This is a genomic window from Streptomyces sp. NPDC056347 (genome assembly GCF_042262625.1).
GTDB lineage: Bacteria > Actinomycetota > Actinomycetes > Streptomycetales > Streptomycetaceae > Streptomyces.
Genome location: NZ_JBHJQP010000319.1, coordinates 1 through 2,862, shown reverse-complemented (window position 1 = coordinate 2,862; position 2,862 = coordinate 1). Strand labels below are relative to the sequence as shown.

Here is a 2,862-nt window from a genome sequence, read left to right as displayed (position 1 = left end):
CTCCGGAAGGGAGGCCTAGATGATCAACGACAGCAGCAGGACGAAGACCAGCGACACCACGGAGATGATGGTCTCCATCACCGACCAGGTCTTCACCGTCTGGCCGACGCTCATCCCGAAGTACTCCTTCACCAGCCAGAACCCGGCGTCGTTGACATGGCTGAAGAAGAGCGAACCCGCTCCGACCGCCAGCACCAGCAGCGCCGCGTGGGACGTCGACATGTCGGCGGCCAGCGGGGCGACCAGACCGGCCGCCGAGATGGTGGCCACGGTCGCCGAACCGGTCGCCAGCCGGATCGCCACCGCGATCAGCCAGCCCAGCAGCAGTGCCGGGATCGACCAGTCCTTGGAGAAGTCCAGGATCATCTGGCCCACTCCGGCGTCGATGAGGGTCTGCTTGAACCCGCCGCCCGCGCCCACGATCAGCAGCACGCCGGCGATCGGCGCGAGCGACTTCTCGACCGTGGTGGAGAGACGGCCCTTGGAGAAGCCCGCTGCCCGGCCCAGTGTGAACATGCCGACCACGACGGCCGCCAGCAGGGCGATCAGCGGCGAGCCGATCACATCGGTGACCTTCTGCAGGCCCTGCTCCGGGTCGTCCACGACGATGTCGACCAGCGCCTTGACCAGCATCAGCACCACCGGCAGCAGGATCGTCGCCAGAGTGGCGCCGAAGCCGGGACGGCGGTCGAGATCCTCCGAGGGGCGCTGCGGGATCATCCGCTCCGGGGCCGGGATGTCCACCCAGCGTGCCGCGTAACGGGAGAAGAGCGGCCCCGCGATGATCACCGTGGGGATCGCGACCAGGACGCCGAGCGCCAGGGTGACCCCGAGATTGGCGCCGAGGGCGTCGATCGCCACCAGCGGGCCGGGGTGCGGCGGGATCAGGCCGTGCATCACGGAGAGGCCGGCCAGCGCGGGGATGCCGATCCGCATCAGGGAGTAGTTGCCGCGCTTGGCGACCAGCAGCACCACCGGGATCAGCAGCACGATGCCGACCTCGAAGAAGAGCGGCAGGCCGATCACCGAGGCGATCAGCACCATCGCCCACGGCATGGAGCGCTTGCTCGACCGGGCGAGGATGGTGTCGACGATCTGGTCCGCGCCGCCGGAGTCGGCCAGCAGCTTGCCCAGGATCGCGCCGAGCGCGATCAGCACACCGACGCCCGCGACGGTCGAGCCGAGACCGGCGGTGAAGCTGGCGATCGTCTTCGCCGGGGCGGCCCCGGCGAACGAACCGAGCGCGAGCGAGCCGATGGTCAGCGCGAGGAACGCGTGCATCTTGAACTTCGTGATGAGCAGGACGATGACGGCGATGCCCGCCAGGACGGCGATGCCCAACTGCGCGTTGCCGGCCGAAGTGATCGGTTCGACGGCGTCCGCTGCCAACATCTCGACGCTGAGACTGGTCACGGTGGTGGTCCTTAGTCGTCGAGCCGGCGCAGGGCCGCGACGGCTCGCTGGGTGATTTCTTCAGGGGTGCCGGACACGTCGACCGGGACACCGGCCTCGTCCTCCTGCAGCGGCTGCAGGGTGGCGAACTGCGAGTCGAGCAGCGCGGTGGGCATGAAATGGCCCGTACGGCCCGCCATGCGCGCCTCGATCAGCGCCCGGTTGCCGGTCAGATGGAGGAAGAGGGCCCCGGGCGCCTCGGCGCGCAGCCGGTCGCGGTAGGACCGCTTCAGGGCCGAGCTGCTCACCACCCCGCCGAGCCCCGCACGGCTGTGCGCCCAGCGGCCGATGGCGTCGAGCCAGGGCCACCGGTCCGCGTCGTCCAGCGGGACGCCGGCCGACATCTTGGCGATGTTGGCCGCGGGGTGGAAATCGTCGCCCTCCGCGTACGGAACGCCGAGGGCGGCGGCGAGCAGGGGGCCGATCGTGGTCTTGCCGGTCCCTGCAACGCCCATCACCACGACGACGTGGGGAGTGCTCATGGGGGTGCCTCGCAGTCTTCCGCGATGTCTTCCTCGACATCGGTCCGTCGCGCTACTGAAACCCATACGTACGACTTATTCAAGATGGTGTGACGTAAACGTCGTACTTTTCGTTGCCGGGGGGTGCCCCGTAGGCTTTGTCCATGACCACACAGGGCCCCGCGCTCCACACCCATGTGCTGGACACTCTGGGGCTGGAGATCGCCGCCGGTACGCATCCGCCGGGGCAGGTCCTGCGCACCGACGAGCTGGCCCGCCGCTTCGACGTCTCGCGCACCGTCGTGCGCGAGGTGATCCGGGTCCTGGAGTCCATGCACCTGGTCGAGTCCCGGCGCCGGGTCGGTGTGACCGTACGGCCGTCCGAGACGTGGAACGTGTACGACCCGCAGGTCATCCGGTGGCGGCTGGCCGGGGCCGACCGCCCGCGCCAGCTGCGCTCGCTGACCGTGCTGCGTTCGGCGATCGAGCCCGTCGCGGCGGGCCTTGCCGCCCGCAACGCCACCCCGGAGCAGTGCGCGGACCTCACCGGGCGCGCTCTCGGCATGGTCGCCACCTCGCGGGGCCAGCAGCTGGAGGGCTATCTGGAGCACGACATCGCGTTCCACCGGATCGTGCTCAACGCCTCCGGCAACGAGATGTTCGCGCGCCTCGGTGACGTGGTCGCCGAGGTGCTGGCGGGCCGCACCCACCACCAGGTCATGTTCGAGGACCCCGACCCGGCCGCCGTCACCCTCCATGTACGGCTCGCCGAGGCGGTGCGCGAGGGTGACGCGGCGGCGGCGGAGCGGCTCACCAAGGAGATCGCCGTGGGGGCCCTGCACGAGCTGGACGTCCTCGCCCCCTGAAGCCCCGAAGGCCCGAAGCCCGAAGCCCTGAGCCCCGAAGGCCCGAAGCGGCCCCGAAAGCCGGAACCGCCCCGCCCCGGACC

Annotated in this window: 3 protein-coding genes; 1 reads left to right on the top strand and 2 read right to left on the bottom strand. The window is 70.2% G+C overall.

The features are described from left to right. Nucleotides 1-15: 15 nt before the first annotated feature. Both ACFCV8_RS35850 and ACFCV8_RS35845 read right to left on the bottom strand, forming a co-directional pair. Nucleotides 16-1,413, bottom strand: coding sequence for a GntP family permease (locus tag ACFCV8_RS35850; protein ID WP_376689746.1), 1,398 nt, complete (start codon nucleotides 1,411-1,413; stop codon nucleotides 16-18). Nucleotides 1,414-1,424: 11 nt separating this feature from the next. Next, nucleotides 1,425-1,934, bottom strand: coding sequence for a gluconokinase (locus ACFCV8_RS35845; RefSeq protein WP_376689745.1), 510 nt, complete (start codon nucleotides 1,932-1,934; stop codon nucleotides 1,425-1,427). A gap of 143 nt (nucleotides 1,935-2,077) precedes the next feature. Between ACFCV8_RS35845 and ACFCV8_RS35840 the strand changes: the two genes are divergently transcribed. Next, on the top strand, nucleotides 2,078-2,779 hold the full coding sequence (locus ACFCV8_RS35840; RefSeq protein ID WP_376689744.1) for a FadR/GntR family transcriptional regulator: 702 nt from the start codon (nucleotides 2,078-2,080) through the stop codon (nucleotides 2,777-2,779). Nucleotides 2,780-2,862: the final 83 nt, after the last annotated feature.